Annotated in this window: 1 protein-coding gene; it reads left to right on the forward strand. The window is 45.1% G+C overall.

The genetic code is table 11. The features are described 5' to 3' along the window. Positions 1-599: hypothetical protein (locus D8852_RS09955; RefSeq protein ID WP_185755619.1), on the forward strand; the 599-nt coding region annotated here is incomplete at both ends.

Here is a 599-nt window from a genome sequence, read left to right on the forward strand (position 1 = left end):
TCAGCTTCAGCGTCTGTAAGTGCAAGCGAATCAACTAGCGCATCAGTATCTGCAAGTCAATCAGCTTCAGCATCTGTAAGTGCAAGCGAATCAACTAGCGCATCAGTAAGCTCAAGCCAATCAACTTCAGCATCAGTATCTGCAAGCGAATCAACTTCAGCATCTGTATCAGCTAGCCAATCAGCAAGCGCATCAGTATCTGCAAGTCAATCAACTTCAGCATCTGTAAGCTCAAGCCAATCAGCAAGCGCATCAGTATCTGCAAGTCAATCAACTTCAGCATCTGTAAGTGCAAGCGAATCAACTAGCGCATCAGTATCTGCAAGTCAATCAACTTCAGCATCAGTATCTGCAAGTCAATCAGCTTCAGCATCTGTAAGTGCAAGCGAATCAACTAGCGCATCAGTATCTGCAAGTCAATCAACTTCAGCATCTGTATCAGCTAGCCAATCAGCAAGCGCATCAGTATCTGCAAGTCAATCAACTTCAGCATCTGTATCAGCTAGCCAATCAGCAAGCGCATCAGTATCTGCAAGTCAATCAGCTTCAGCGTCTGTAAGTGCAAGCGAATCAACTAGCGCATCAGTATCTGCAAGTCA

The sequence above is a fragment of the Streptococcus mitis genome (assembly GCF_003942695.1).
GTDB classification, from domain to species: Bacteria; Bacillota; Bacilli; order Lactobacillales; family Streptococcaceae; genus Streptococcus; species Streptococcus mitis_BD.